Genomic DNA, 26,078 nt, shown 5'->3' on the forward strand with positions numbered 1-26,078 from the left:
GCTCGTGCGCCGTCTCCGCGCGTTCCGCTGCCCCGTCATCGCCGCCGTCAACGGCGTTGCCGCCGGCGCGGGCGCGAATATCGCGCTGGCCTGCGATATCGTCATCGCGGCGCGTTCGGCGCGCTTTCTTGAACTGTTTTCCAACCTCGGCCTGGTTCCCGATTGCGGCGGAACCTGGTTCCTCCCGCGGACGATCGGGACGGCCCGTGCCAAAGCCCTGGCCCTCCTCGCAGAGCCGCTCTCGGCCGAGCGGGCGGAAGAATGGGGGCTCATCTGGCGGATCTGCGAAGACGAGATGTTGCTGACTGAGGCCAAAGCGATGGCCGCGCGCCTCGCATCGAAGCCGATTCTCGGCCTGACATTGATCAAGCAGGCGCTGGAGGCTTCCGCGACCAACGACCTGAGTGACCAGCTCGACCTCGAGCGCGACCTGCAGCGTGAAGCGGGAAAGGATCCCGGCTACATCGAGCGGGTGCATGCGTTCATGGCAAAGCGCTGAGATTCAGCGTGGGGCTCCCCCGTCTTGGGACAGGTCCGGGATGAGCAGGAGAGCCCGCGGGAGCGTTTAAGCAGGTTCGCGGGTGACATGGCCGCAATTTATGCCGAGGCGTCGATGAAAGCCGCACCAGGACACGTCGTCGAGGCCCATTGATCGGTCAATGGCGATCATCGATGGAGCGACGAAGAGCACGCCAATCGCATGATCTGATCGGCTGGGGCCATCCACCTCAGGACCTTCCGACCTGAAGCCCGAAGGTCCCGTGGAACCGCCGTCGACTGCCCGGCTATCCGTCACGTGGAGATTGTCGGTGTCGTCCTGATGGATGCCCGTCCGCCGGTGATGTCCATGACCATCCGGGCAATGGCCGGGGCGTTCGCTTCAGGCAAGTCCACCGAGAGCGTTGCGCCGGATTCGGTGAAGCTCTCCTGGCGGATCCGGACGTCAGGCGTGCCCGTCAGCCGCGCCTTCACCAATGCAAGATCGGAAAAGACCACGACGATGATGGCTTCCTGTACGGGCACGATGTCGACCAGTTGCCCCGCCCGCAGACAGGCCGCAGCCGTTCCGCCATAGGCCCTGACGAGTCCACCGCTCCCGAGGAGAATGCCCCCGAACCAACGGGTAACGACAACCGCGACATTGTCGAGGATCAGCCGGTCGATCGCCTGCAGGATCGGCTTGCCGGCGGTGCCGCTCGGCTCACCGTCATCGCTGCATCGGTAGCTTTGGCCGACCCGCCAAGCCCAGCAATTATGGTTGGCCTCCTTGTCCGCATGCGCGGCAATGAAGTCCCGGGCATCCTGCTCGCCCGCAATCGGGCACGCAGTCGCGATGAACCGGCTCTTCTTGATGATCTGTTCGAGCGAGGTGAGGCGTTCCAAGGTCAACATGAGATGCAGGAAGGGTCGGGCCGACTTGGCAATGTCGGCAACAGATGTGAGTGTTCGTCTTCGTTCATGCCAATCCGATGCACGAATGCCTTATGGATGATCAAGCGGACGGTCGATGTGCGATCCGGAGATGGGGGCATCCTACACGATCCCCCATGCACGATAGCGGGTTCGGCCGGTGAGCTCGCGGGGCAGTGCGCCGCCGAGCTGCGCCAGCATGAGATCCACAGCCTTGGGTGTGACCTTCATCAGCTTGGCGGCGAGCGGCACTGTCACCAACGGACGCGACAGGAACAACTCGACCAGTTCCGGCAGCTTGGAGTTCGAGCGGCACTCCTTGGTAACCCGCTGCATCAGTTCGCGGGCAAGAATGAGCCGGTCGAGGTCCCGGTTGCCGATGCCAATCGCCTCCTCCACCATTGAGCAGAAGCCCTGGAGTTTTTCGAGTGCCCCTTCCCGGCCTTGCGGCCGGAATTTCGACTGCTTGAATCCGGCCGCGAGGGGAAGCAGATGGCTGGTCAAGCCCCGCGCCCGGAGGATGGCTCCGGCCATGATGAGACCGAGCCATGGCAGGCGGGTATAGAGGTTGAGATCGAGCCAGGCGTTCCAGGCAATGGCCGCGGCAGCGATCGCGGGCCAATGGGTGGTCCTTTTCACAACGTCGAGCCACAGATCTTCATTCTCGGTTTCGTCGAGGTCAGGATCGTAGACCAGGTGCGACCGGGTTTTCAGGAGCGGGGTTTCGCCGGCCAGCACCTTGTCGGTACGTTCGAGCAGGGCATCGATCTCGGCGAAATGCGCCTTCCACGGATCGGCATCGTTGGCGAAAGGCAGATAGGCCTCGTCGTCTTCCGGATCCGGCTTGCCCTTTGGCCGGTTGTGATTGCCCTCCCCTCTTCCGGGCCCGCTGCCACGCAGGGCCGCCAGGCCATCGATGGAGAGCGGCCAGGGAGCCGGACGCGCGAGTGCAGTCCGGCGGGCCCTCAGGGTTGTGGCGGCGCGCGTGAGCTCGTGGGTCGGATGGCGGATATCCATGCCGGCATCGTGGAGCACCAGATCGCCGATCTCGACCAGGTGTCCGTCGAGCATCAGCGCCCGCACGGCTTCCATCATGTCGCAGCGCGACTGCCAGCCGGTGGACAGCCCGCTTGCTTCCAGGCGGGCGTCGAAGCGAAGGATGCTGATCGTCAGCTGCTCGAGCCGACCAGCTATCGTCTCCCAGGGCAGCTCCGGCAGATCGTAGGAGCGGGGAACCGACCATTCTTCATCATCGAAGCCACTTCCTTTGCCGATGAAAGCCACGCTTGTATCCTGCGCCTAAGTTATTGATGCTATGAGATATAGCGTGGACGGACGTAGCTAAGCAAGTCATCGCTACGATGACGGACTGCTTGGAAACGAGCCTTTGAAGTCATATTCGACGGGTCATGAGAACCTCTACCCTTTCCGATCGGTGAAGAACTTCATTCGTAATCGACCCGAAGAGGATTTGGTCAATGGTTCGCTTTCGGAGAGGAAAATCGTCATCTCACTCGGATGCGAGCCTCTGGGATCGTTCGTGTGGCTAGCTCATTCTCCTCCGGCGCATTGCTTGGAGTTCTCCTTCGAGATTGAGTTTTCCGACCTTCACCATCCGAACCAGGGCGCGGAAGTAGCCGCCGGGATTCCGAATCCGGGATTCTCCGGCCGATACGTCGTCATCGTAGAGTTGCAGAACGTAGATTACAGCCGCTGCCGCTTTGACAGGGCCGATCTCAGCGACAGCTTCGTTCCATGCACTTTCATGGGCGCCGAGCGATGCCCGCAGATAGCGCCCTGCCCCGACGAGATCGGGGAGATCACGGATCGGTTTTCCGAAATCCGCCGTAATGGGACATGCCTCGACGATCAATCCCGGTGTCAGTTGAGGTGTCGATCGGCCCTTCGATGGAGGAGCCTCGATTTCATTGAGAGAGCCGTTTGTACAAGACTCTCTGGGAGATTCTTTTTCTGTTTCTATGTGTCGGTCCCAGAGTCCGCCATTGCCGGTCTGATCGTATGCTTCTTCGGCCAGATTCCTCAGGTTCTGCCAGTCTTGCAGCAGGTCCGCGGGAAGCTCTTCCGTTGAGCGGGCCGGGGTGCGGCTTAGAAGCTCTCTGTAGCGATTTTCGAGGTTGGAGCGATCCACGGTCGGGGCATGCTGAGCGAGGGCGCTGATGGCCTCCTCCGTGGCCCGTCTCGCAATCGTGACCTCATCATAGGTTCTCTTGCGGATTTCACGTGTGATCTTCTGTTCGGCCAGCATCGCGGTCCATTCTCCCCGCCTGGCGTAAATCGGAGTGAGATCGAAGCCGTAGGCATCGATGACGTCGCCCGCCACGTTACGGATCGCGTACCGCTTCCCGTTCGGAGAATCCTTCGCCACGATCAGCTTGAGGTCCGTGAGCTGTGCCAGGATACGCCGGATCGAGCGGTCATTGAGCCCCGTGCGGCTTGCCAGGTGATCGTTGGATGGCCACACCAGCAGCTTCTCCCATTCCTGCTCGCCCCAACAGGCGACGAGCTCGGAGAGCACCAGACGCTGCGCGGGGCGTAAGGCAAGCGCCTTCTCCGCATCTCGGGTGGCTGTCGAGAGTTCCTTTCGCGTCACCGTGCAGCCTGCCTCTAGGGCGAGCTTCTTCGCGACCAGAGCGGCATGAACCAGCCGCCGGCCTCCTGTCGATGCAATTTGCACCACACCCTCCTTATCGAGGGCAAAGCGAGATCGTTCACCGGCTCGGTGTCTTGACACTCGATTCGTCTGGGTGGATAAGAATGGTGTGACTTATCCTTGCCACCCAGTGGTGAGATCCAAAGGCCCCGAGGTCGCCAAACCTTGGGGCCTTTTGCTTTGCCGCGGTTACATCACGAAGTCCCCTCCTCCCTCGCCTCGGCATAAGCCTCGGCCAGGACTGGAAGCTGTTCGACGAGGTATGCCGCGAATTCCGCGTCAAATCCCTTGTCGAGACTGATCCTCAGATCGCGGCCGGCATGACTGACCTTGGCGACCTTCCGACCAGAAGCAGTTGAAATCATCCGAGCCCCTCCTCTACCGGACTGGGCGCTCTCGACGACCGGCTTCTTCGTGGCGACAGAGAGCACACGGGAGAAGCGGGTGTCGGTATCGAGGCTTGCGAATATCGGCTCGGCGATCGCGCTCTCGGCTGCGCTCCGGGCCGTTGCGTTCGCCAGCGCATCCGCGAGCGCGATCCAACGCGCCCTACCCGCTTTCGGGGCCGGGCCGATGGCGCTTGCGATGGTCTCGGGGATCGATTTCGCGACCGCGATGTAGCGGCTCAGATCCGCTTTGTCGGTGGACAGCGCCTGCATGATGACGGTTCGGTCGAAATCGAGAGCTTCGAGATGGAGTGCAAAGAACGCTTTCTCGATGAATGAGAGGTCTCGCCGGTCGAGGTTCTCCTTGCCCTGAGCGACGACGAGTTCCTGATCGGTCAGGTCGCGCACGACGGCCCTGACCTTGATCCCGAGTCGGCGGGCCGCCCTCACCCTTCGGTGCCCGAAAGCGATCTGATAGCGGTCCTTGGCGTTGGGATGCGGGCGCACCAGGATCGGTACCTGCTGACCGCTTTCCCGGATGCTTTCTGCAAGGGCATCGAGGCTCGCATCGGTCGCGTCCGCCATGCGGTCAGACACGAAGGATCCGTCGAGCAGGGTGGGATCCAACTCGATGATCGCGGATCCGGCTTCCACCTGATCGCGGATGTCCGTCAGTTGCTGCAGCGAAGCGCCCATGGCGGCGATCGCGCCGCTGCGGATGCGTGGCGCTGGCGCCGATTGAGGGGTCGCGTTGGGAGCTCCCAACTTCTCGGATGATTTGGCCGACGCCGAAAAGATGGCGTCCATTGCTGTCTTGCGGCTCATGCTGCACGACCCCACGCTTTGCGGACCATTGCCTCGACCTCTCCATTCACGGCATCGAGTGCCTCGATGGCGCGGTCATATGTTTGACGGTTCATGGACTCACGGCCGACCTCGTAGAGAGTCTGCTTGGTGAGGCCCGCGTCCGACACGGCCGACGACTTCACCATGGGGCTGGTGAGAACCGATTCGCCGAAAAGGTTGCGCAACAGAGCGGTAATACGGGTTTGCGGTCCGTCCTGAGGCTCGTAGCGCGTAATCAGATACCGCAGCGCGTCGTAGCGGATCACGCCCCCTGCCCCGCGTACAACCTCGAGAAGGTCGTCCGTCATGGCGAGGAACTGGGACATGGACGCGACGTCGAGCATCTGCGGATGAACGGTAATGAGCAGCGAGGTTGCCGCGCACAGCGCCGACAGCGTCAGGAAGCCGAGCTGCGGCGGGCAGTCGATCACGACCACATCGTAATTGTCGGCGACGGAATCGAGAGCCTTGGCGACCCGTTCGAAGAAGAGCTGATCGCGCTGGCGCGACGTGAGGGCCTTGGGGGTCTCGTGCTCGAACTCCATGAGCTCAAGATTGCCGGGCACGATGTCGAGACCGGTGAAGTAGGTCGGCCGGATGATCTCGGACAGCGGGCGTCTCTCCTCGCCGTAGCGGATTGCGCCGTACAGGGTTTCGCCGGGCCCGACGTCGATTTCGGGCTGTACGCCGTGCAGGGCCGACAGGCTGGCCTGCGGGTCGAGATCGACAGCTAGGACACGATACCCCTTGAGGACGAGATATTGGGCCAGATGCGCCGAGGTCGTGGTCTTGCCCGATCCACCTTTGAAGTTGACGACGGAGATGACCTGGAGATGCTCATCACCCTGGCGTCGCGGTGAGAATTTCCGGCCCGATTTGGTGGTCTCGTCGAAGAATTCGCGCAACGCATGAATGTCGGCCAGCGAATACGACCTCCGGCCATACTGGGTGATTTCCGGTTGCGGGCCCTGGCCTTCGATGGAAAGCTGCCGGAGCCTGCTGTCGGAGATCCCGAGGAGTTTCGCAGCCTCGCCGGAGGAAAACCGGCGTAGGACCTTCTCGGCGCTGGGGGGGTAAAAGGCGGCTGCCATCGCGTGCAGCTGCGAGCGTAGGATCGCAGCGTGCTCGCCGATGGCGGAGCCCGATTCGGGAGACGGCATTGCAGCGTCTGATCGCACAGCTTGCTGTTTCACGGCGGTCCTTTCATTTACGGCAAATCGACAAATACACGCCTAATACCGTAAGGGTTAATGGATTCTGCGATTCGGTTCGAGAGTCGAGTCTGTTGGCAAGTCCCAATGGCATTTAGCTGTTGAGAACCGAGACCTGAAAACGGTGTGAATCTGTTGCTGCGCAACCGATCCCACGTTCAAACTGGGTCCGATTCGGACCCGCACGACAGTGCGGCACGTCTCAAGATGCAACTCAATACTCATTCTCGATCGCCGCGATGGGGCCGCACGCAGAGCCTGCGTCAATGGGCGGTCGATCCTGCAGCTTGTTCGGCAGCGCCACGCTTTGCCGCCTGCGGAAGGCGCCATGCCGACCGAGGGGCGCGGGATGGAGGCGCAGGGGAGCATTAGCGCATCGTGCGGAAAAGTGGACCCGGTTTTTCGCAGGAAGGATGCGCTCACCTAAGAAGGGAGCACCGGATTCAATCCCAAGAGTGGATTCCACTTTTCACGTCCGATGCTCGAAGAGAGCGACCGAATCTCTCATGGATATGGCTCCGGCGCAGACGACTCCTGGCTCAGAAGGCGAGGTATTGCTCTGAGGGGTCGGGCGGCTCGCCGTTACGTCCTGCTCAGGGGAAGGCACTCATTGAAGGCTTTGAAGCGCATCGGGAAGCCGCCAATTCCACCTCAAGGGGCACACACATAAAGAAGTCCGGGTTTTACCGTGAGGAGGGCTGCGAACCAGATGTGCATGCATCGGTGCAGTGCGGCGTCGGGATCTCCATTGTGGCAGTCGGTCCAGGGCAAGGGCGCGTTTGCTGCGAGGCAAACCTTATGGAGTTGACCGGCCGTACCTTAACGGACGGTCTTGATCCTTTCGGGCCCAACAGTCGCTCAAAGGGCCCCATGCTCCCGCACCGTTCTCGGCCATGCGGAGCAAGGAAAGCGGCGGCCTCTCCATGCAAGCGAGGCCAGGATCGTCGCGGAAGAGCCTCATTGCCGTCAGACCGGGACCCTTGGGTGTGAGGGCCGATCAAAGGTGAGGCAAGGGATTTGAAACGCGGGGTGCCGCCATAAGAGTTGAGCGTTCCGCGTCGTGATGATGCTCTGTATTTGGCATTCATCGTCCTTGGAGTTGGGAGCTCCCAACGCGGAAAACGATGCGAGCCTTTATCCATCTCAGCGCCGATGAGATGAGCTGTTAAACCGGTCGCATGGCCTCTATCCGAGCCGTGGCCGCGGATCGCGGACCGAGCGGGCACACACGGCATATTCCAGCTTCCTGCAAGCGCTCGACGATCTTTCTTGGGATCCCGAGACATGGCGCTCCCGTCCGACATTGGATCAAACATCACGCGTCTCTTCCAGGTCTGAAGACCAAAGACGGCCATGCAGGGCCGAGCAGGGGGCGCCACGCCCCGACACAGGTGCGGCCACGATGCTCGTTGCGAGGGGCACCACTCATTACTGCCCACTCGCATCCAGCCTGTAGAGCGGGCACAACGGCGATGCAGGCTGCTGCGTCTATGGCTTTCGGTGCCTGTCGCCGTGCCGCTAGCGCATCGTGCGGTCCCAGCGGGCCGCGCGAGCCAAAAGTGGACCCGGTTTTCACGACCGTGGCCCTTCGGGTCCGCGCCGAACGATGCGCCATTCAAGGAGTGGAGCATCGGGTTGGATCCCAAAAGGAGGGCCACTTTTCACGTCCGATGCTCTAGATCAGCCGGGGCTATAAGCCGGCCCTCGGCAGAAGCCCGGACAGAGCCGGTCAAAGCACTATCGGGAGGGGAGGGGATGATTCGCCGGTTCGCTCGTTGTTCGGAAGCCAGGGCGCCTGAAAGGATGGACTGGCGAGACCCATCGCATGTCTCTCCGCGACCCGCCGCGCGCGATCCTCGACATCGCTCGAGTGCCGAAGGTCGGCCTGACTGACGCTGGGGGCGCTTATCGTTAGCGCATCGTGCGGATCCGGCGGTACTTCTGGGGTATGGCACTCTTGGGGATAATGTGTCTGGCGGCAGGGAAGGGCCTGTCGATGGAAAGTTCGTGCCGGAATGCGCAATGCCAGCCGAGCCTGAGGCCGGGCAATGGCCGGTCGAACAAGGCACTGCCGCCAAGGCTGCGGCAGCCGCGTTCGTGCCGCCGATCTCACCTGACGACAAGGCGCAGCGGGAAGGCGGTTGCCACATTCGATTATCCCGGCAATGCTTTGGTGCGGAAACCCGGGCAGTCCTCAAATTTACGCCGTGCGGACAGACCTTGAAGGTATGGAATCGGAGCGAGGCAGCGGGTGCCCCACCTTGCCGAATGGCCCTTCCGGGCTCGAAAGGACACTTTTTAGTCCACCCGCTAAGTCATTGATGATACGAGCAACACTCCGACATGAGGAAGCTAGGCAGGACATTGCTACGATGACATGTAGGCGGTTTCCGGCATCCGGGAGAAACGTCTGTCCCTGCCGCAAACAGTCCTGACCGCTGGCCTTGTAGGACCGCGCATTGCCCCATGCTGGGGGCACTGATGTGCCTTTCTAAACCCCATCAGCGTGCTTCTGAAAAGCCCTCTTCTCGTCATGCGGTTAACACGAGTTGCCCAAAGCCATATCCAGGCAAACCGCCGTTTCCTCCTGTCGCAGCTTGGGAACCCATGCGCAGCATCGGCCTCTCGACATGGGGCTCCTCGGAACGGCTCTCCTCGGACCGGATGCGGAGTCATTCACTCCCTTGCATTCCCTTGTCGCGGGCGAACAGGCCCCTCGGCGGGCCTGGATCGAAAAATTGTGTGCCTCGGTTCCCAAGGATGGAGCTCTGATGCGCATGTAGCGGGAGGCGCTCCAAGGAACGGAGATCAGCTCTTGAGCGTCGGACCCAGGCGTCGATCAGCTTGTCTTCCACCCCGCTTCCGGGCCGGGGCTGTCGAATCCCGTTCGATAAGGCGGCAGGCGAGTTCTGTCCGGCGTACGACGCGTTGTCCCTGCGTGGAGAGCTCAATCAGCGTCTCGACCGCTGCCTCGCCCAATTCGCGAGCCGGAATGTGCATCGTCGTGAGGCGTGGCGTGAGGAGGTCCGAGATCGGCAGATTGTCGATCCCCATGATTGAAATCTCATTCGGGCAGTCGATCTGGCGGGCCGTCAAGGCCGAGAGGGCTCCGAGCGCAAGGCTGTCGGCGGCGCAGAGAAGTGCCGTCACATGGAGCGTTCCCTTGTCGAGGCGCTCGCCGATCGCACGCTCGGCACATTCCGGTGTCCAGTCCTCGACGCTGATGACATTTTCGTCGGGGTAGGGCAGCCCGTGCTCGGACAGGGCATCCCGCCAACCCTCAAGACGCCGCCGAATTGTGGGGCGGCCAGGACGCATGACGAAGCCGATATTCTTATGCCCCAGGCCGATGAGATAGTCGCAAGCCATGCGTGTCGCAGAGCGGTTGCAGGGGCTGACGCTCGAAATGCGCATGAGCGGATCGTCACCGTTGATCAGAACCGCCGCCTTGCCGCTCTCATGGATGCGCTGCATGACCTGAGCGTCATCGATCGTCAGAAGGAGCACGCCGAGGAAGTCCTCTCGATCAAGCGCGTCGATGAGGGGGGCATGGCTTTCTTCCGGGTCGGGAAGAGGCACGAGGGAGACGTCGATCTCCCGTAACGCGGCGGCGGACTTCAGGCCCTCCAGCACATGCCAGGTAAATTGGGTGCGGCTGTAGTCGGTCATCGCAGCCTTGCTGGCGAGCACCGCAATTCGGGCGCCCTGAACCGTATTGGGCAAGGGATAGCCCGCGTTTCTCGCTGCCTGAAAGATTTTCCGGCGCACATCCTCTCGAACGCCCTTTTGACCCGTCAGGGCACGGGACGCCGTACTGATGGAAACGTCACAGGCCATCGCGATATCGCGAAGGCGGCTGCGGGCGACGGGTTTCGAGGAAGGAAATGGCTTTTGCGACATGCCTACACGCTGCAAAAAATTTTCATGTTGCGCAATTACCCTTAGTGATGAAAAATCATTTCAACAACAATCGGTGCCCGGGAGGCAGCGCATATGAGGGAGGGAGGGCGTCTCACGCGCCAACTCGACCGTCTGGTCGCAGGCATGGTGGCCTTGCGCCACGACGGAGCGTTCGACGAGCCGAATCTCGACGGCACTCCTGGCGATTACATCAGCTTTGACGGGTGGGAATGGCCTCAGGGTGTCGGTCTCTACGGTCTGGTCCGCTACTGGGAGTTCACCGGAAGCAACGAGCATCGCCGTCTGATCGAGGCTTGGTACGAGCGCCAACTCGGCAAAGGCCTCCCCAGGCTCAATGTCAATACAACCGCCCCCATGCTCGGTCTGTCCATGCTTTGGGACAAGACGCGGGACGAGCGCTGGCGCGTGCCACTCGAGCATTGGGCACGTCTCGTGATGAACGAGCTTCCCCGCACCGAACAAGGCGGCTTCCAGCATGTCGTTTCAGACGGCGTGAACCCGGGAGAGCTCTGGGACGATACGCTCTTCATGGTGTGCCTGTTCCTGGCGAATTACGGTCGCGCCGCAGGCCGCGACGATCTCGTTCAGGAATCCGTCCGGCAGTTTCTGCTCCACGCGCATTACCTGACCGATACCGAAACCGGCCTCTGGTTCCATGGCTGGACCTTCGATGGGCGACACAATTTTGCACGCGCGCGCTGGGCGCGAGGCAATGCGTGGATCACGGCGGGTCTTCTCGACTTCATCGAGTTGGGCGGCATCGCCGGCGGTGTCAGGGACTATCTCCTCGGCTGCCTGCGGACGCAGGCCGGCTCCCTTCTGCACCATCAGGATCGCACCGGGGCCTGGCATACCCTGATCGACGACCCGTCGTCCTATCTCGAGGCATCCGCAACGGCAGGCTTCGGCTACGGCCTCCTGAAAGGCGCACGCCTCGGCGCCTTGGGCGAGGAGGCACGGCAGGCTGGTCTTCGCGCCTTGGATTATGTGCTCGCCCATATCGATGAGGACGGCACGCTGCAGAATGTCTCCTACGGCACGCGCATGGGACGCGATCTGCAATTCTACCACGACATTCCCATCCAGCCGACGGCGTACGGTCAGGCCCTGGCCATCCTGCTTCTGGCGGAGGCCGTCCGTCACATGAATGATGCTCAACAGGAGTCCGCGGCATGATCGACGTCCGCTACGGTGCAGCACCCGAAACCATCGGTACCTTGTCGACCGAGAATCTGCGCTCGACCTTTCTCGTCGAGCACCTGTTCCCTACGGATGATATCCGCCTCGTCTATACTCACATCGACCGCATGATTCTCGGCGGCGCCGTTCCAGTCGGGAAACGCGTCACCTTCGGCGACGGCGCCGCTATCGGCACGCCGCATCTCCTGTCGTATCGCGAGATGGGTGTCGCCAATCTCGGTGGAAGCGGTCGCGTCGAGGTGGACGGACGGACCTTCGATCTCGAAAACCGCGATATCCTCTATGTCGGACGCGGCGCGCAGCGACTGACCTTGTCGAGCGCAGACAGCGCCAATCCGGCGCGGTTCTACATGACCTCCGTGCCCTCGCAGACGGATTATCCGCACCGGCTGATCACCCGCGCCGAGGCGAAGCCTTTGGAGCTGGGAGAAGAGAAACGTTCGAACAGGCGTTCGCTGCGCATGTATATCCATCCCGAGGTCTCGCCCTCCGCGCTTCTCCTCATGGGCATCACCGATCTTTCTCACGGGAGTGTCTGGAACACCATGCCGCCGCATCTGCATGAGCGGCGCATGGAAGCGTATGTCTACTTCGATTTGGCGCCTGATGACCGCGTCATCCACCTGATGGGCCGCCCCGATGATACCCGTCACCTCGTCGTCGCGGATGGCGAGGCGATCCTCTCCCCGGCCTGGTCGATCCATATGGGCGCGGGCACAGGTCCTTACGCCTTCGTGTGGAGCATGACCGGTGAAAATCAGGAATACACCGATGTGGACCCGGTGCCGGTTAGCGCCCTGCGGTGAGAAGAGCCATGGCGAGAGACATGTACCTGACCCATCCCCTGAAACCCGGCCAAGCTGTCGGCCACTGGCAGCTCGGCGACATTCATGAGGAGCGTTACGACGTTCCGGACCGTACCATGGAAGGGAAGATGGACGCCTTCTTCTTCCTGACCAAGGACCGCAACTTCATCCCCCATCAATATGCGTGCCGCACGGATTTCATCGAGCAGTATCGCGGCAAGGCCCCTCGGCCGACTACGCGCTTCGAGCCGACCCGCGTCTGGCTGCCTTTCGGGTCTCCACGGGTGGACCTGTCGGGCTTCTGGTTCCGGGCAACCCGGGTCGAATGCTGGGCGCGCACGACAATCGACAGCCCATGCGATCAGGTGGCGCGGTTCAGCTTCGCGACATGCGGCGGCGCATTCCTGGAGGCGAACGGCCGACGCGTGGCGGTGCTGACCCGGTACCAGCGCAATTTCGAGGAGCGCATCGAGATCGAAGTGCCGCTGAAGGCGGGCAGGAATGAAGTGCGGGTCTGGTTTGCCGATCTCTGCGAGCGTGATGCACGTTACTACTTCAGTCTCGAGCTGATCGCGGGCGAAGGGCTGTCGGTCGGTATGCCGAGCGCCATTGATGGAGCGCGTGCCCTCGCCCTAGAGAGCATGCTCGAAGGCATGCGCTTCGAGAGGTCGTCTTATGGGCGAGGCGAGGTCGCCATCGTGTTCGACAATCCCGCCGCCGGTACGCTCGACGTCCATGTGGAAGTTCGTGGCGACTTTATGTCGACGGAGGATACCCTCGAATTTCACAGGAAGCTCCCGGTTGGTGCGAACCGCGTCGTTGTCGCCGATACGGGCGAATTGCCAGCCGATTTCAGGCATTTCGACATCACGCTGCGGGATGGTGACTTCTTGGCGACGCGCGTACTGGGCGTCGAGATCTGTCATCTGGACGAGCAGCCTCCCGCTTCCGCCGACATCAAGGTGAGGGTTCAGGCCGTTCTCGACCATGTGGCCGAGCGCGGCGAGCGCGACATGGTGGCGGTGCTGGCGCGGCTCGCCGTGAACCGTGGTGGCCCGGAGACGGATCGCATCATCGAAACCTGCCTGCCGATCATCGGCGATTGTCATGACTGTGCAGATTTCCTGCTGGTCCCGCTCCTGTGGTCGCGCATTGTCTGGCCGGAACGCATCGCGCCGGAGACCCGGGCGCGCATGGACGAGGTGATCCTGCGCTTTCGCTACTGGATGGATGAGCCCGGCAACGACGTTATGTGGTACTTCAGCGAGAACCATGCGCTGCTGTTTCACACCGCCTGTCATCTCGCCGGAACGCTCTTCCGGGATGCAACCTTCACGCGCTCAGGGCGCAAGGGCCGTGAGCAGGCCGAGATCGGCCGACACCGCCTCCTCGAGTGGCTGACGCATTTCGAGGCCTGCGAGATGGCCGAGTGGAATTCGGCGCCGTATTTCCCGATCGATTTGAAGGGCCTGTGCGCCCTTTACGCGCTTTCACCCGACGCCACCATTCGCGAACGCTCCGGTGCCGCCATCCGCCGCCTTCTCGAGATCATGTCCCTGTCGAGCCACCACGGCATGATGACAGCCTCGCAGGGCCGCAGCTATGAGCATACGCTCCGGCCAGGACGTACGCTCGAGCTGTCGGGCATCTCATATCTCGCCTTCGGCACGGGATCGCTCGGCCGCCGCTTCCATGCCCTGCCGCAGCTCGCTCTGTGCTTTGCCGAACATGGCTTGACCGTCGATCCGGACCTCGCCGCCATCGCCGACCTTAAAAGGGCCGGATCCTATGAATGGCGCTACAAGCAGGGCGAGAACGGCATTGCCTCGCTCTATCACTTCAAGTCGAAGGATTATGCCCTGGGCAGCATCGCCGCCTATCGCTGGGGCGAGTGGGGCTATCAGGAAACTGTCCTGCATCTGCGTTTGGGGGAGCGCCCGGAATCGCAAATCTGGATCAATCATCCGGGCGAGGTGATCCATAGCGGCTACGGCCGTCCTTCCTATTGGGGCGGGTGTGGAACGGTTCCGCGCGTTCACCAGTATCGTTCTCTCGCAGTCGTGGAATTCAACGTTTATTCGATGCAACCGGACTTCACCCATGCATGGTTGCCGGAGGCCGAGATGGATGAGGTCATCCGCGACGGGAACCGCATCCTGGTGCGGTCCGGCGATGGACTTTGCCTCCTCGTTGCAAGCGCTCCCTTCGGCTCGGTGACAAGGGGACCGGCAGCGGGATGCGAAGTCCGCTTGCCCGGACATATCGGACGCTGGATCGTGCGCCTTTCCGACGTCGCGACAGAAGGTGGCCTTGAAGCCTTCGGACGACGGTTCGCCGACTTGGCGGCGGAAAAACGGGACAATGACATCATCGTCATTCATGACCCTGATTTCGGCCTCGTGGCCTGCGGCCCCGATGGGGTGGTGCGCACAGCGAGGGAAGTCATCGACCCGAAGAGCTGGACGTTGTCGGGAGAGTTGAAAGCCTTGCCGGAAGGAAGACGTGTGACGCTGCCATCCCGGCACAAAAAAGAAGAGCAACTTAAGATTGCCTGAAACACATTCATCATGGGAGGAAAGTGATGAAGGGACTTAAAAGTCTGACCTGCGGGGCCCTGGTCCTCGCGCTCAGCGCGGCCGCCGCCCAGGCGGCCACGGAAGTGCGCATCATGTGGTACTCGGACGGAAATGAAGGCGAGGTCCTGCAGGATCTCGTAAAGCGGTTCGAGGCTCAAAACCCCGAGATCAAGGTCGTGGTCGACAATGTCGCCTTCGGCGTCGTCAAGGAACAATTGCCAGTGCAGTTGGAAGCCGGACGGGGACCCGACATCGTGCGTGTGGTCGAGCTGAAGTCGCCTGCCAAGCACTGGCTCGATCTGCGTCCTTATCTCAAGGACGCCGCGACCTTCGAGAAGAGCTTCAGCAATACGCTCGACTGGATGCGCGAGGATGGCAGCAATGCACTTCCGGGCTTCATGACCCAGCTCACCATCACCGGCCCTCTGGTGAACACCACCCTCTTCGAGCAGGCAAGCGTTCCCGTTCCGGGTGAGAAGGCAACGTGGGACGAATGGGCAGCAGCTGCCAAGAAGGTTGCCGACAGCCAGAAAATTCCAATCGCACTCGCCTTCGATCGCTCCGGCCACCGCTTCATGGGGCCGGCGATCTCGATGGGTGCGAAGATCATCGGTTCGGATGGTAAGCCTGCGGTGGTGGACGATGGCTTCAAGGCCATGGCCCAGCGCATTGCTGACTGGCACAAGAACGGCATCATGCCCCGTGAGATCTGGGGCGGCGTCGCCGGAACGACCTACAAGGGCGCGAACGATGAGTTCGTGAACGGCCAGGTCGCCGTGTACTTCTCGGGCTCCTGGCAGGTCGCCCAGTTCTCGCAGAAGATCAAGGACAACTTCGACTGGTCCGCTGTGCCCGAGCCGTGCGGGCCTGCTGCCTGCACCGGTATGCCGGGCGGTGCCGGTCTCGTTGCGGTAAAGTACACGACCCACCCACAGGAGGTGGCGCGCGTGATGGAATATCTCGCAAGTGAGCCCGTGGTGCGCGAATTCTCCGAGCGCACCCTGTTCCTGCCGGCTCACCAGGGGGTCGCCGCGAAGGGCGTGGATTTCAAGACGAGCGATCCGAACGTGAAGAAATCCCTGGGCATCTTCCTCAAAGCGACCCAGACCGCCGATCCGCTCGCGCTCAAGATGCAGAGCTACCGGTGGTCGGGCCCGATCTACGCCGCCGTCGTCAGCCGGCTCGGACAGGTCGTTGCCGGCGAGGCGCAGCTCTCCGACGCTTATGCCCGCATCGAGGATGACATCAAGCAGAAGGTCAGCGAGGCCTCCCGCTAAAGCTGAGAGGTGCCGCCATGAGCACCACGATCCCCGGAATGCGAGGACAGGCGTTCAGCCTGTCCTCCGTCCTGGTTCTGCCGTTCCGCATTCTCATGGGCCTGCTGAACGCTCCCATGAGCGCCGTGCAGCGTCGGTTCGGCATCGGCGGGGTGGGGGCCGTGTTCCTGGCTCCGAACATGCTGATCTTCAGCATCTTCGTGCTCATTCCCGTTGCCATCAATGCTGCGTACTCCCTGACTGGCGGCACCGCGATCTTCTTTGACGGGCGCTATTTCGCCGGTTTGGACCAGTATCGGACGCTGCTCTCCTGCAACGACTACACGACCCCGTCCACCTGTCTCCAGGACGCCTTCTGGCAGAGCGTGCACAACACGGCTTTCTTCGTGATCGTGCAGGTGACGGTGCTCGTGCTTGCCTCGTTGGGAACGGCACTTGTCCTCAATCGCGAGATGCGGGCACGCGGCTTCTGGCGCAGCGTCTTCTTCTTTCCCGTCCTGCTTTCGCCGGTCGTGGTCGGCTTGATCTGGAAATGGATCTTGCAGCGTGACGGACTGCTCAACGCACTCCTCCTGAATTTCGGGTTTGAGCGGACGTTGTGGCTTGCGGAGCGCAATTGGGCCATGTTCTGGGCTGTTTTCGTGTCCGTCTGGGCGCATCTCGGCTTCTATGCGCTGATCCTCCTGGCCGGTCTCCAGGCGATTCCGCGCGATCTGTACGAGGCTGCGATGATGGACGGAACAGGGCGCCTACGCACCTTCTGGCGCATCACTCTGCCGCTCCTGTGGCCCAATCTGCTCGTCGTCATCATTCTGGCGCTCATCCGCGCCGTTCAAGTCTTCGACGAAGCCTTCGTACTGACGGGCGGCGGTCCGGGCACCAGCACCATGTTCATGACCCAATACATCTATGAGACGGGCTTTGCTCATGTTCTGCGCAATCTGGGGCTCGCATCGGCAGCTTCCATCCTCATGGGTGTCGTCCTGGTCGGCCTTACCGCCTTGCAGCTCGTGGTCTCGAACAGGCGCGCCAGAAAGGAAGCAGCATGACCGCACTCGCGACCTTCATTCTGCGCCGGCGTGGCGGCACCGGCTGGCATTGGACCGATGTTCTGGCCTATATCTGGCTCGCTATGGGCCTCGTCCTGATGTTCGGTCCGGTCCTCTGGCTTGTGGTCTCGTCCTTCAAGTCGCCGGGGGCTCTCGCGGAATTCCCACCGACTTTTCTGCCGCTCGGCACACAGACCGCGATGGTTCAAGGCCACGATAACCCGCTGCCGCTCTATCGGGTGGTGCAAGGCGACGGCACCGAGCGGGTTCTCGCCCAGGTGCGGCGAGTCGGCATCATGGCGCAGATGATCGATCCGGGGAATCCAGATACCGTCATCCGCGTGCCGATCGACAAGCGCATGCCGGTTCGCGAGATCAGCCTCGCCACCACGAACTACAGCGAGCCGCTGCAGCAGTTCGACTTCGTGCGCTATTTTCAAAACTCACTCTTCGTGACCATCACGGCAACTCTCATAACGCTCGTGGTGAATTCCATGGCGGCCTACGCCCTCTCGAAATATGAGTTCAAGGGCCGAACGGCGGTGCTCGGCATCATTCTCGCCACCTTGATGGTGCCCCTGTCCGTCATCGTCGTGCCACTCTATCTCGTGGTGAATTCACTCAACCTGTTCGATACGCTTTGGGGCGTGATCTTGCCGACAGTTGCGACACCGACCGGCGTGTTCCTGCTGCGGCAATACATGCTCACGATTCCTGACGAGCTGCTTGATGCGGCGCGGATGGACAAAGCGTCGGAGTGGCAGATCTACTGGCGCATTATCCTGCCGCTCGCGGCTCCGGCATTGGCCGTGCTCGCCATCTTCTCCGTGATGTGGCGATGGAACGATTTCCTGTGGCCGCTGATCGTTCTATCCCGCAAGGAGAACTATACCTTGCAAGTCGGTCTCAATGCCTTCTCGGGCGAATTGAACGTGCAATGGCACTACGTGCTGGCCATGACGGTTCTGTCGATCATTCCAGTCGCCGTCATCTTCCTGTTCCTCCAGCGCTATATCACTGCAGGCATCGCCAATACGGGTCTGAAATGATGCGCGCCGAATCCAGAAAGACCATGCCGTGAGCCACCTTGTTCTTCGCCATGTCATAAAGGAGTACGGTGCCGTGCGGGTGCTGCATGGCATCGATCTCGAAGTCAGGGACGGCGAATTCGTGGTCTTCGTCGGCCCGTCCGGCTGCGGAAAATCCACGTTGCTGCGGACGATTGCGGGGCTCGAGCGCACAAGCTCAGGCGAGATCAGGCTCGACGACCGGCTCGTCAATGAAGTTTCGGCTGCTGACCGGGGACTCGCCATGGTGTTCCAGTCCTATGCGCTCTACCCACACATGAGCGTGCGCCAAAATCTGGCTTTCGGGCTGGAGAACACCCGAATGCCGCGAGATGAGATCGACAGGCGCGTATCCGAGGCCGCCAAGATGCTGCTGATCGAGCCGCTTCTGAACCGCAAGCCACGCCAGCTCTCCGGCGGTCAGCGCCAGCGCGTCGCGATCGGTCGCGCGATCGTGCGCCGGCCTGGGATCTTTCTCCTCGACGAGCCCCTGTCCAATCTCGATGCGGAGCTGCGCGTGGTGATGCGTGCAGAGCTCGCCGCACTCCATAAGCGCCTTGGCGCTACGATGATTTATGTCACGCATGATCAGACGGAGGCCATGACACTTGCCGATCGCATAGTCGTTCTGCGCGACGGCAAGATCGAGCAGGTCGGCACGCCGCTCGAGCTCTACAACAATCCCGCCAATCGTTTCGTGGCTGGATTCATCGGTTCGCCGCGCATGAATTTCATCGAGGCCGAGATCATTCCCGTTCCTGGCGGGATCGGAATCCAGGTCAGCGGGAAGCCGCAGAAGTTGCCATCTCTCGACCTCGCGCCCGGCTCCAGGATCGTCCTCGGCATCCGACCGCACGCCGCAACCGTTACGGAAAGTGATCAGGGCACCCTTCCGCTTGAGCTTACCCTTGTCGAGCAGCTTGGTGCGGAAACGATCCTGCACGGCAAGACGGATCGTGGGGAGACATTCACGGTATCGGCGCCGGGGCAGCGGCGCTTCTCCATAGGGGAGCGGATCGGCATTGAGGTCGCCCCCGAGGCGATGCATGTTTTCGATGCAGAAGGCAAAGCTCTGCCGCGCGTCTCACATGACGCTTGAGAGTTTGGACACTGCCGCCCTTTGCAGACCACAGCGGCAGCATCGATAAAACGCTATCGTGATTTTCAAGGTGCAACGATCATGTCAGTTTCTTTCGATCTGCAAGGCAAGAGGGCAGTGGTTACGGGAGCCAATACGGGCATTGGGCAGGCGATCGCCGTTGCTCTGGCCGAGGCCGGCGCCTCCATCGTCGGCGTCGGTCGCTCGCCGATGGATGAGACGGAGGCGCAGGTTCGTGCATCGGGATCGACATTTGACTCCGTCAGAGCTGATCTTTCGAGCCTCGAGCCGATCGAGAAAGTCATGAGTGCCGCGAAGGAAGGCGGCGGGCGGATCGATATTCTCGTCAACAATGCCGGAATCATCCGACGTGCGGACGCTATCGATTTTACCGAAGCCGACTGGGATGACGTGATGAACGTCAATCTCAAGTCCGTATTCTTCCTGTGTCAGGCGGCGGCCCGACATATGCTGGCGGATGGAAAGGGCGGCAGGATCATCAACATTGCTTCGCTTCTCTCCTTCCAGGGGGGTATTCGCATTCCCTCCTATACGGCAAGCAAAAGCGGGCTCGCCGGCCTCACGCGCCTTCTGTCGAACGAGTGGGCGGCCAAGGGAATCAATGTCAACGCCATCGCGCCGGGTTATATCGAGACCAACAACACCGAACCGTTGCGGCAGGACCAGAAGCGTAGCTCCGAGATCCTTGGGCGCATTCCGGCTGGGCGCTGGGGTCAGCCGGAGGATATCGGAGGAGCGGCAGTCTTCCTGGCCTCACAGGCAGCGAACTATATTCACGGCATCGTCCTGCCGGTCGATGGAGGGTGGCTGGCCCGCTAGAGCCTTTTCCATGAACTTCGGTTCACGGAAAAGGCATTTGTTGTTTGAGAAAGACGCCTTTTCTTCGCAAAACCGGCATCCACTTTTGCGGAAAAGGCTCTAGCGCATCGTGCGAAAAAGTGGACCCGGTTTTTCGCGAGAACGGTGCGCCCCTCGAAACGGGAGCCTCGGACGTGAAAAGTGGGAGCCGGCTTTGCGTGAAAAGACGTGCAAGACCATAGACTGACAGCATCGCATATGGGTTCGATTTCACGCCCGGCGCTGTAGCGCGGCCCGCTGGGTCCGCACGATGCTCTAGGCGCGCCACAGCAGAAGTGACCGGGAGCAGCCCCGCACCGAGGGTCTATCCGTTTCGGTGATGTGGAGGACCGGCGCTGGTCAGTGAAACGCAGCGCCGGTACGAAACCGATAGCCCTCGATGCGAGGGAGGGATCTGTCGCTGCGAGGGGGCACAGGATCGCAACAGATCCAAGCGGGAGTGCGCTTACGGGAAGGGCGCATTGTCAGGCCGGGGTAGAAGGCCATTGAGAAGAAGATCCACCGCGATCTCGAAATGCCGTTCCATGTCGATGGGGCGGCGATCCGAAAACAAAAGCATCGAAATGTTCAGGGACAGAGCAGGCGCGAGCAGAAGTTCGGGGAACTCCAAAATGGAGGACGGACGGATCTCACCCTTCGTCGATCCAGCCTCGAGGCTTTGGCGCAAGCGTTTGACCACCGGACCCATGAAATTCTGGTGATGCTCGTCGATCAATTCCGGGAACCGGCTTGCCTCGGCGATCAGCAGCCGAAAAATCTCTCGGCTCCGTGGATCGGTGGAAAGAATCCGATACAGGTAGCAAAGGTAGGCGCGCAGGAATTCCGGAGCGGTCGATGAACTGCTTGCAGCGAATTCTTCGGCTTGAACATGGAGTGGCCGTGAGAACTCCCGGACCATCGCCACGAAGACCTGCTCCTTGTTCTCGAAATAGAAGTAGATCGTACCTTTGGTGACCCCGGCACGAGCCGCGACATCCTCAAGACGCGTGGCGGCGTAACCCTTCTGGACGAATTCCTCGAAGGCTGCCTCTAGGATCTCTCCGGGACGTTCTGCCTTGCGGCGGGCTCTGACACCTCCGGTCATTCGATCGCTCTCATCCTTCCCTTGCTGAACGCAGGCGCCCATGGGTTTTCCCAGCACGATCATTCAGGACAGGCAGTGGGGCGACGCACAACAGGCACCCTTCTGCTTCCACCATCTTGCTGGCCCACCAAGGTTTACAACTGGCTGACCCATAGGTCAATAAATGTTGACTAACCCGTAAGTCAATGAATATATGCGGCGCACAATCAATCAACCGAGTCTCCCGATGACCCGCCTCCTAATGTCGGCAGCCCGTCTCCTTTTGCCCGCAACCCTGCTCCTCACCTACCTCTCAGCAGCCAGCGCGCAGCAACCCGGAGGGGCTCAAATGCCGCCCCCGCAGGTGACTGTGACGAAGGTTGAGGCGAAGGAAGTACCTGTCACCTATGAGTATGCGGCCCGGATCTCGGCTCATCGCGAGGTCCAGGTCAGGGCGCGTGTTGGCGGGATTCTGCTCAAGCGCAACTTCAACGAAGGCGCAAGCGTCAAGGCCGGGCAGGTCCTGTTCGAGATCGATCCCGCTCCTTTCGAGGCCGAGCTTGCCCGTGCCAAGGCGCAGCTTCAACAGGCCCAGGCGCAATACAACCAGGCCGTCCGCGATGCGGAACGCGCCCTGCAGCTCTATGCAAAGGGCGCAGGCAGCGAGAAGGCCCGCGACGACGCGATCTCGGCCAAGGAGCTTGGCGCCGCCGCCGTCGCGGCTGCCGAAGCACAGATGCGCACGGCCCAGCTCAATCTCGACTACACCCAGGTCAAAGCGCCTATCAGCGGCATCACCAGCCTGGAGCAGGTGCCGGAAGGCAGCCTGATCGGTACCGCTGGGGACAGCAGCCTGCTGACCTCGATTACCGAGCTCGATCCCGTCTACGTGAACTTCTCGTTCGCCGATCGGGAAGGCAGCGAGATCCGGCGCATCCTCGATACCCGGTCCTCGAACGCGTCGCCGACCAAGAACCTCAAGGTCAAAATTACCTTCGGCGACGGACAGCCCTACGATCAGGACGGCACCATCGACTTCACGTCCAGCAGCATCGACACCGAAACCGGAACTCTGCAGGCCCGCGCCATCGTCAAGAACTCCGATCGCCGTCTTGTCCCCGGCCAGTTCGTGCGTGCGACCGTGACCGGACTGACCCTCAATGACGCCATCGTGGTGCCCGAGGCGGCCGTGATGCAGGGCCCGCAGGGGCAGTTCGTCTATGCCGTGAATGAAAGCGGTCACGCGGAGGTGCGTCCGGTTCAGCTCCGCCGACAGGTCGAGGGCGGCTGGATCGTCGCCTCGGGCCTAAGATCGGGCGACAAGGTCGTCACCGAGGGCGTCATCAAGGTCCGTCCTGGCGCGCCGGTGACAGCCACGGTCGCCTCCAACGACACTAGCGTGGTGGTAAAGCAGTGAACCCGCGTTTCTTCATTGATCGGCCGGTCTTCGCCGCCGTCATCTCCATCGTCATTGTTCTCGCCGGCGCCCTTGCCATCCGGGTGCTGCCGATTGCGCAGTATCCCGAGCTGACGCCGCCTCAGGTGGTCGTCAGCGCCACCTATCCCGGCGCGAGCGCCGAGACGGTGGCTCAGACGGTGGCCGCACCCCTGGAGCAGCAGATCAACGGCGTGGAGGGCATGCTCTACATGCAGTCCTCGAACTCGAGCGCCGGTACGATGCAGCTGACCGTGACCTTCGCTCTCGGCACGGATCCGGACCAGGCCACCATCGACGTCAACAATCGCGTGCAGCGCGCGACCCCGCTTCTGCCCTCTGAAGTGACACGCCAGGGCGTCACCGTTGCCAAGCGCTCGACCTCGATCCTCGGCATGGTTGCGATGTTCTCGAAGGATCCGCGCTATGACCGGACTTATGTCGGCAACTATGCGCTCCTGAATGTCATCGACGAGCTCAAGCGCATCCCGGGCGTCGGCGACGCCTCGGCCCTCGGTTCGCTCGATTACTCGATGCGCATTTGGCTGCGCCCGGACAAGCTCGCGCAATACAAGCTGACGCCGACCGATGTCGCTGCCGCGATCCGTGAACAGAACGCTCAGTTCGCCGCCGGCCGCTTCGGCGACGAGCCGACCGACAAGTCGGTCGCCTTCACGTACTCGGCCACGACCATGGGCCGCCTGCCCGACAGGGAGGCGTTCGAGAACATCATCCTGCGCTCGGACGCGAACGCCGCGGCGCTGCGCCTCAAGGACGTCGCCCGTGTCGAGCTCGGTGCGCAGAGCTACACGGTCACAGCCGAGCTCAACGGGACACCGGCCGTCCCCATTGCCGTGTATCTCCAGCCTGGTGCCAACGCGCTCGCCACCATGGAGGCGCTCACCGCCCGCATGGAGGAGCTCAAGCAGGCCTTCCCAGAGGGGATCGATTATCAAATCCCGTTCGACACGACCAAGTTCATCAAGGTCTCGGTCGAGGAGGTCATCCATACCTTCATTGAGGCCATCGTGCTGGTCGTCGCCGTCGTGTTCCTGTTCCTGCAGAACTGGCGCGCCACTCTGATCCCGGTCATTGCCGTGCCGATCTCGATCATCGGGACCTTCGCAGGCATGTACCTGTTCGGCTTCTCCATCAACCTGCTGACCCTGTTCGGCCTGGTGCTGGCCATCGGCATCGTGGTGGACGACGCCATCGTGGTGCTGGAGAACGTCGAGCGCATCATGTCGACGGAGCGCTTGCCGCCGCGTCAAGCCGCCATCAAGGCCATGGGCGAGGTCACGGGACCGGTCATCGCCATCGTGCTGGTGCTGTGCGCCGTGTTCGTGCCCGTCACGTTCATGGGGGGACTGGCCGGCGAGATGTACAAGCAGTTCGCCGTCACCATCGCGATCTCCGTGACGATCTCCGGCATTGTCGCGCTTACACTGACGCCCGCACTATGTGCGCTGATCCTCAAGCCGGGCCACCAGGAGCCGGCTCTGCCGTTCCGATTGTTCAACCGCGCCTTCGACCGGCTCACCGCCGGCTATACGGCCGGGGTGCGCTTTCTGGTGCGCCGCGTCGTCGTAGGCCTGCTGATCTCGGCGGGTGTTGTCGGCGCGACCGGATACCTCTTCATGACCATTCCGGGCTCGCTCGTGCCGGACGAGGACCAGGGTGTTCTGTTCAGCATTGCGATTCTGCCGCCTGCGGCCTCGCTGAGCCGCACCCAGGCGGTCGTGGACACGGCCAGCCAGAACTTCCGGAACCATCCAGCCGTGGAGAACGTCTTTGCGGTCTCGGGCTTCGACCTGCTCTCCGGGAGCATGAAGACCAGCGCAGGCACCTCCTTCGTGTCGCTGAAGGATTGGGCCGAGCGGGTGGCGCCGGAGCTCGACGCTCGCAAGCTGGCGGGACCGTTCATCGGCATGAATGCCGGCATCAAGGACGGCATGGTGCTCGCCTTCAATCCGCCGCCCATCATGGGGCTGAGCACAACGGGCGGTTTTGAGCTCTATCTGCAGGATCGTACGGGCGGTGGCGTCGCAAGCCTCAACGCGGCCACCGCGAAACTGGTCGAAGCCGCCTCCAAGCGTCCGGAGCTCGCTGGCGTAAGGACGACTTTCGATACGAACGTTCCGCAATACAGGATCGATCTCGACCGGGAAAAGGCGAAGGCCTTGAATGTGCCGATCAACTCGGTCTTCGAGGCCATGCAGAGCACGTTCGGCAACCTTTACGTGAACGACTTCACGCTGTTCGGCCGCAACTACCGCGTGATGCTGCAATCGGAATCGAACTTCCGTCAGACTCCGGACGATCTCAGGCACGTCTTCGTCAAGGCGGGTTCGGGCAGCATGATCCCGCTCAGCACGCTCGTGACGGTCGAGCGGGTCATCGGCCCCGATCAGCTGGAGCGCTTCAACGCCTTCAATGCCGCCAAGGTGACGGGCAATCCTGCCCCCGGTTACACGTCGGGCCAAGCCATCGCGGCGATGCAGGAGGTGGCCCGGGAGGCGCTGCCGGAGGGCTTCCAGATTGCCTGGACGGGCTCCGCCTATCAGGAGCTGGAGACGGGCGGCACCGGATCCCAGGCGATGATCTTCGGCCTCGTCATGGTGTTCCTGATCCTGGCGGCGCAATACGAGAGGTGGAGCCTTCCCCTGGCGGTCATTACGGCAGTGCCCTTTGCCCTGTTCGGCGCTCTCGTGGCCATCTGGCTCCGCGGGCTGACCAACGACGTGTACTTCCAGATCGGACTGGTCACGCTCATTGGCCTCGCGGCGAAGAACGCGATCCTCATCGTGGAGTTTGCCGTCCTTCGAAGACAGGAAGGCGCGAACGCAATCGACGCAGCCATCGACGCGGCGCGTCTGCGCTTCCGCCCCATCGTGATGACGTCCCTCGCGTTCATTCTCGGTGTCGTTCCGCTCGCCGTCTCGACAGGCGCGGGCTCCGCGAGCCGCCATTCCATCGGCACGGGCGTCATCGGCGGTATGCTGGCCGCAACCTTCATCGCGACCTTCCTGATCCCGATGTTCTACCGCCTGATTGCATGGCGACAGCCGAAACCCAGGGACGACGAGGAAGCTCTGCCAATCGCAGCGCCGTCCGAGGCCTCATAACATGACAGGAGTGGTCTGGTCGCCCTTCCGTCAGCAGAGCGGCCAGACCGAATGAAG

Annotated in this window: 18 protein-coding genes; 11 read left to right on the top strand and 7 right to left on the bottom strand. The window is 61.9% G+C overall.

Features of this window, described 5'->3' with window-relative positions; genetic code table 11:
• Positions 1 to 499 (top strand): enoyl-CoA hydratase-related protein (locus AB8841_RS00005; protein WP_370433836.1); only part of this gene is annotated, 499 nt, incomplete at its 5' end.
• Positions 500 to 792: 293 nt separating this feature from the next.
• Here AB8841_RS00005 and AB8841_RS00010 read toward each other — a convergent pair.
• From AB8841_RS00010 to AB8841_RS00035, 6 genes are all read right to left on the bottom strand, one after another.
• Entirely contained in the window at positions 793 to 1,392 is a 600-nt protein-coding gene (locus AB8841_RS00010; RefSeq protein ID WP_370433837.1) for a YigZ family protein, read from the bottom strand.
• Between the two features lie 141 nt (positions 1,393 to 1,533).
• Positions 1,534 to 2,694, bottom strand: a complete 1,161-nt coding sequence (locus AB8841_RS00015; protein ID WP_370433838.1) for an RHE_PE00001 family protein — start codon at positions 2,692 to 2,694, stop codon at positions 1,534 to 1,536.
• A 262-nt stretch (positions 2,695 to 2,956) separates the two neighbouring features.
• Entirely contained in the window at positions 2,957 to 4,105 is a 1,149-nt protein-coding gene (gene repC / locus AB8841_RS00020; protein ID WP_370433839.1) for a plasmid replication protein RepC, read from the bottom strand.
• A gap of 170 nt (positions 4,106 to 4,275) precedes the next feature.
• Entirely contained in the window at positions 4,276 to 5,292 is a 1,017-nt protein-coding gene (gene repB / locus AB8841_RS00025) for a plasmid partitioning protein RepB (protein WP_370433840.1), read from the bottom strand.
• Positions 5,289 to 6,473: a plasmid partitioning protein RepA gene (gene repA, locus AB8841_RS00030; RefSeq protein ID WP_370433841.1), complete on the bottom strand. Its 1,185-nt coding sequence runs from the start codon at positions 6,471 to 6,473 to the stop codon at positions 5,289 to 5,291. The genes repB and repA overlap by 4 nt, the downstream gene beginning before the upstream one ends.
• 2,859 nt (positions 6,474 to 9,332) lie before the next feature.
• A complete protein-coding gene (locus tag AB8841_RS00035; RefSeq protein ID WP_370433842.1) occupies positions 9,333 to 10,424 on the bottom strand; it encodes a LacI family DNA-binding transcriptional regulator in 1,092 nt (363 codons plus the stop codon).
• A gap of 93 nt (positions 10,425 to 10,517) precedes the next feature.
• Between AB8841_RS00035 and AB8841_RS00040 the strand changes: the two genes are divergently transcribed.
• From AB8841_RS00040 to kduD, 8 genes are all read left to right on the top strand, one after another.
• On the top strand, positions 10,518 to 11,621 hold the full coding sequence (locus tag AB8841_RS00040) for a glycoside hydrolase family 105 protein (RefSeq protein WP_370433843.1): 1,104 nt from the start codon (positions 10,518 to 10,520) through the stop codon (positions 11,619 to 11,621).
• On the top strand, positions 11,618 to 12,451 hold the full coding sequence (gene kduI / locus AB8841_RS00045) for a 5-dehydro-4-deoxy-D-glucuronate isomerase (RefSeq protein WP_370433844.1): 834 nt from the start codon (positions 11,618 to 11,620) through the stop codon (positions 12,449 to 12,451). Before AB8841_RS00040 ends, kduI begins: the two co-directional genes overlap by 4 nt.
• Positions 12,452 to 12,459: 8 nt before the next feature.
• The gene (locus AB8841_RS00050) at positions 12,460 to 15,006 is read left to right on the top strand and encodes a hypothetical protein (protein WP_370433845.1); all 2,547 of its coding nucleotides are present in this window, start codon (positions 12,460 to 12,462) and stop codon (positions 15,004 to 15,006) included.
• Between the two features lie 26 nt (positions 15,007 to 15,032).
• Positions 15,033 to 16,304 (top strand): ABC transporter substrate-binding protein, encoded by a 1,272-nt coding sequence (locus AB8841_RS00055; RefSeq protein WP_370433846.1) that lies wholly within the window; start codon positions 15,033 to 15,035, stop codon positions 16,302 to 16,304.
• A 17-nt stretch (positions 16,305 to 16,321) separates the two neighbouring features.
• Positions 16,322 to 17,353, top strand: a complete 1,032-nt coding sequence (locus AB8841_RS00060; RefSeq protein WP_370433847.1) for a carbohydrate ABC transporter permease — start codon at positions 16,322 to 16,324, stop codon at positions 17,351 to 17,353.
• On the top strand, positions 17,350 to 18,402 hold the full coding sequence (locus AB8841_RS00065; protein ID WP_370433848.1) for a carbohydrate ABC transporter permease: 1,053 nt from the start codon (positions 17,350 to 17,352) through the stop codon (positions 18,400 to 18,402). The genes AB8841_RS00060 and AB8841_RS00065 overlap by 4 nt, the downstream gene beginning before the upstream one ends.
• Before the next feature lie 28 nt (positions 18,403 to 18,430).
• On the top strand, positions 18,431 to 19,519 hold the full coding sequence (locus AB8841_RS00070) for an ABC transporter ATP-binding protein (protein ID WP_370433849.1): 1,089 nt from the start codon (positions 18,431 to 18,433) through the stop codon (positions 19,517 to 19,519).
• 81 nt (positions 19,520 to 19,600) lie between these two features.
• Positions 19,601 to 20,359 (top strand): 2-dehydro-3-deoxy-D-gluconate 5-dehydrogenase KduD, encoded by a 759-nt coding sequence (gene kduD / locus AB8841_RS00075; protein ID WP_370433850.1) that lies wholly within the window; start codon positions 19,601 to 19,603, stop codon positions 20,357 to 20,359.
• Positions 20,360 to 20,843: 484 nt separating this feature from the next.
• Here kduD and AB8841_RS00080 read toward each other — a convergent pair whose 3' ends face one another.
• Positions 20,844 to 21,482 carry a TetR/AcrR family transcriptional regulator gene (locus tag AB8841_RS00080; RefSeq protein ID WP_370433851.1) on the bottom strand — a complete coding sequence of 213 codons (639 nt, stop codon included), beginning with the start codon at positions 21,480 to 21,482 and terminating at the stop codon, positions 20,844 to 20,846.
• 226 nt (positions 21,483 to 21,708) lie between these two features.
• Between AB8841_RS00080 and AB8841_RS00085 the strand changes: the two genes are divergently transcribed.
• Both AB8841_RS00085 and AB8841_RS00090 read left to right on the top strand, forming a co-directional pair.
• Positions 21,709 to 22,878, top strand: a complete 1,170-nt coding sequence (locus AB8841_RS00085; protein ID WP_370433852.1) for an efflux RND transporter periplasmic adaptor subunit — start codon at positions 21,709 to 21,711, stop codon at positions 22,876 to 22,878.
• A complete protein-coding gene (locus tag AB8841_RS00090; protein ID WP_370433853.1) occupies positions 22,875 to 26,021 on the top strand; it encodes an efflux RND transporter permease subunit in 3,147 nt (1,048 codons plus the stop codon). Before AB8841_RS00085 ends, AB8841_RS00090 begins: the two co-directional genes overlap by 4 nt.
• The last annotated feature ends 57 nt before the right edge of the window (positions 26,022 to 26,078 follow it).

The organism is Microvirga sp. TS319, assembly GCF_041276405.1.
In the GTDB taxonomy this organism is placed as follows: Bacteria; Pseudomonadota; Alphaproteobacteria; order Rhizobiales; family Beijerinckiaceae; genus Microvirga.